Raw genomic sequence first — 2,700 nt, 5'->3', positions numbered from 1 at the left:
TCAACCACTTCGACGGCGCCCCCCGCTACGACGACGCCGCCCTGCGCGACTCGCTGAGCATGGCCGACGACCGGCCGCTGGTCTGGCTGGACGCCCGCGAGCGCGCCTCGGCCAAGCAGGGGCTGATCGCCCTCGTCGCCGACATCCTCAGCCGTCCTCGTCCCCGTCCCCGTATCCGCACCAGCCCGGAGCCCGTCCGATGACCCGGTCCGCGACCACGCCCGACATCCCCCGGCTGTTCGGCGAGGAGTTCGCCGCCCGGCCGCAGGACGCCTACGAGGCGCTGCGCGCCGGCGGCCCCGTCGCCTGGGCCGAGATCGCACCCGGCGTGTACGCGCTGGTCGTCACCGGTCACCGCGCCGCGGTGACCCTGCTCAACGACACCGCCACCTACAGCAAGGACAGCCGCGGCTGGGCCGCGCTGAACAGCGGGCAGGTCCCGCCCGACAGCCCGGTCCTGGCGCTGATGGGCTACCGGCCGAACCTGCTGTACGCCGACGGCCAGGAGCACGAGCGCCTGCGGGTCGCGCTGGAAGACTGCATGGCCGGCATCGACCTGCACGAGCTCAGGGAGAGCACCCAGCGCCACTCGCTCGCCCTCATCTCCCGCTTCGCCCCGGCCGGGCGCGCGGACCTCATGGCGGACTTCGCCGACACGCTGCCGCTGCTGGTCTTCGCCGACATCCTCGGCTGCCCCGCCCCGATGGTCGGCCGCATGGTCACCGCCTGCCACGGCATCATCAACGCCGGCGACGGCGCGATGCAGGCCGCGGCCGACTTCGCGCAGTGCCTGGCCGAGCTCATCGCGATGAAGCAGGACGCCCCGGGACCGGACTTCACCTCCTGGATGGTCGCCCACCCCAACCGGCTCACCACCGAGGAGATCCTGCACCAGCTCTACTGCTTCGTCGGCGCCGGCGTCATCCCCACCGCCGCCTGGATCGCCTCCGGCCTGCGGCTGCTGCTGGAGGACGAGGCCTACGCCGGCGACCTGACCGGCGGCGCGGTCACCGTACGGCGCGCCATGGAGCAGGTGCTGTGGACCCGCTCGCCGATGGCCAACTTCAGCGTGCACTACGCCCGCCGCGCCACGATGCTGCACGGCGCCCCGATCCCGCCCGGCGTGCCGATCCTGATCAGCCACGCCGCCACCGGCACCGACCCGGACCTGCCGCCGGGCCTCGGCTACGACAACCGCTCCCACCTGGCCTGGTCCGCCGGCCCGCACCGCTGCCCGGCCGACGGCCACGCCGCCGTCATCGCCCAGACCGCGATCGAGACGCTCCTGGACCGGCTCTGGGACCTGCGGCTGACCGAGACCGACGTGCCCAACCGGCCCGGCCCCTTCCACCAGTGCCCCGCCTCCCTCGGCGTCGCCTTCCGCTCCCGGGCGGCCGACGCCGTCGGAACCCCTTCCCCCCTCGGAGGTACCACCGCATGACCGTCGCCCCGGCCGTTCTCGACACCACCGGCCTGCTCATGTACGAGCAGGCCGACAAGCTGCGCGCCGCCGGGCCCGCCGTGCCCGTCGAGATGCTCGACGGCCTCGTCGCCTGGTCCGTCAGCCGGGGAGACGTCGCCAAGCGGCTCCTGGTCCACCCGGACGTCTCCAAGGACGCGCGCCGGAGCTGGCCCGACTACCGGCCCGGCGCCTACCCCTGGCTGACCGCCTGGGTGGACGTCGTCAGCATGTTCACCTCGGACGACCCCGACCACAAGCGGCTGAAGGACCTGGTCGCCAGGGCGTTCACGCCCCGCCGGATCGAGGCCATGCGTCCCGCGGTCGAGGCGATCGTCACCGACCTGCTCGACGGCCTGGCGGCGCGGGAGGCCGGGGCCCCCGGCCAGGCCGTCGACCTGCGCTCCGCATTCTCCTTCCCGGTGCCCACCCGGGTGATCTGCGACCTGTTCGGCGTCCCGGCCGAGCAGCGCCCGAAGATGCTGAGCGTCATGGACTCCGTCCTGGACACCAGCTCCTCCCCCGAGCGGGCCGCGCAGATCCGCGACGACATGTTCGCCGTCATGCACACCCTCATCGCCACCAAGCGCGCCGAGCCCGGCGACGACATGACCAGCGTCCTGCTCGACGCGCGGGAGGAGGACGGCGACCGGCTCAGCGAGGAGGAGCTGATCAGCACCCTGATCCTGATGATCGGGGCGGGGTCGGAGACGGCGGTCTCGATGATCGACCACGCGGTCGTCGAGCTGCTCGCCAACCCCGGACAGCTGGCCGCGGCGCTCGCCGACCCGGCCCGCTGGGACGACGTCGTCGAGGAGACCATCCGCAAGCACCCGCCGATCATGCACCTGCCGCTCCGGTACGCCACCGCCGACATCGACCTCGGCGAGGGCGTCACCATCCGCAAGGGCGACCTGGTCCTGATCGCCTTCGGCGCGCACGGCCGCGACCCGGAGGCCAACCCCGAGCCGGACCGCTTCGACATCGACCGCGCCGACCGGCAGCACCTGGCGTTCGGGCACGGGATCCACTTCTGCCTGGGCGCCCCGCTGGCCCGGCTGGAGGGACGGGTCGCGCTGCCCGCCCTGTTCACCCGCTTCCCGGAGCTGCGCCTGGCCACCCGGGTGGAGGATCTGCCGCCGCAGCCGTCCTTCATGGGCAACGACTACCGGGAGCTGCCGGTCCTGCTGGGCCCGGCCCGCTGACCGGCCCCGCCGGGGCCCGGCCCGGGCCCCACCGGT

2 protein-coding genes and 1 pseudogene are annotated in these 2,700 nt (G+C 73.8%); all 3 read left to right on the top strand.

Annotated elements, in window-relative coordinates:
• Positions 1 to 203, top strand: a pseudogene (locus ACFOWE_RS03610) (hypothetical protein); the annotation flags it as partial.
• Entirely contained in the window at positions 200 to 1,441 is a 1,242-nt protein-coding gene (locus ACFOWE_RS03605) for a cytochrome P450 (RefSeq protein ID WP_377285326.1), read from the top strand. The pseudogene ACFOWE_RS03610 and the gene ACFOWE_RS03605, both read left to right, overlap by 4 nt.
• Positions 1,438 to 2,664 carry a cytochrome P450 family protein gene (locus tag ACFOWE_RS03600; RefSeq protein WP_377285325.1) on the top strand — a complete coding sequence of 409 codons (1,227 nt, stop codon included), beginning with the start codon at positions 1,438 to 1,440 and terminating at the stop codon, positions 2,662 to 2,664. The genes ACFOWE_RS03605 and ACFOWE_RS03600 overlap by 4 nt, the downstream gene beginning before the upstream one ends.
• Positions 2,665 to 2,700 lie beyond the last annotated feature (36 nt).

This window comes from Planomonospora corallina (genome assembly GCF_042650625.1).
GTDB classification, from domain to species: Bacteria; Actinomycetota; Actinomycetes; order Streptosporangiales; family Streptosporangiaceae; genus Planomonospora_B; species Planomonospora_B corallina.
The sequence above is the reverse complement of the archived record's forward strand: the minus strand, read 5'-3'. Positions and strand labels throughout refer to the sequence as shown.